Annotated in this window: 1 protein-coding gene; it reads left to right on the top strand. The window is 69.8% G+C overall.

Features of this window, described 5'->3' with window-relative positions; all coding sequences use genetic code 11:
* Positions 1-977: helix-hairpin-helix domain-containing protein (locus tag HA630_RS01845; RefSeq protein ID WP_208299910.1), on the top strand; the 977-nt coding region annotated here is incomplete at both ends.

The raw sequence follows: 977 nt of genomic DNA, 5'->3' as shown, positions 1-977 counted from the left end.
GGCAAACCCGGCGCCGTGCCCTCGCTGGCCGAAGGCCGCATCGCCCGCCACCTGGGCTGGAGCCACCAGGCCCGCCCGGCGGACGACCTGATCCGTAAATGCGTGGCCTGGACCTGGCGCGTCAAACTCAGCCTGTCCACCGAGCGCGACCTGTTCGCCCGCCTGCGCGAAGCCGCCGAACAGGTGGCCATCAAGGTGTTTGCCGACAACCTGCGCGACCTGCTGTTGGCCGCGCCCGCCGGCCCCAAGGCCGTGATGGGGCTGGACCCGGGCATCCGCACCGGGGTGAAGGTGGCGGTGGTGGACCCCACCGGCAAGCTGCTGGACACCGCCACCGTGTATCCGCACGAACCGCGCCGCGATTGGGAAGGCAGCATCGCCACCCTGGGCGCGCTGTGCCTGAAGCACGGCGTGCAGCTCATCGCCATCGGCAACGGCACCGCCAGCCGCGAAACCGACAAGCTGGCCGCCGACCTGATCAAGCGCCTGGCCGACCGCGGCCTGACCCCGCAAAAAGTGGTGGTGAGCGAGGCGGGCGCGTCGGTGTATTCCGCCAGCGAATTTGCCAGCCAGGAAATGCCCGACGTGGACGTGAGCCTGCGCGGCGCGGCCAGCATTGCCCGCCGCCTGCAGGACCCGCTGGCCGAACTGGTGAAGATCGACCCCAAGAGCATTGGCGTGGGCCAGTACCAGCACGACGTGAACCAGAGCGAGCTGGCGCGCACCCTGGACGCGGTGGTGGAAGACTGCGTGAACGGTGTGGGCGTGGACCTGAACACCGCCAGCGCGCCGCTGCTGGCGCGCGTCTCGGGCCTGAGCGGCACGGTGGCCAAGTCGGTGGTGCGTTGGCGCGAGGCTCACGGCGCCTTCCAGAGCCGGCAAGATTTGCTCAAAGTCACCGGCCTGGGCGCCAAGACCTTCGAGCAAAGCGCCGGCTTTCTGCGCATCCGCGGCGGTGACAACCCGCTGGACATGAC

The organism is Aquabacterium sp. A08 (assembly GCF_011742065.1).
This window is presented reverse-complemented; position numbering and strand designations above follow the sequence as displayed.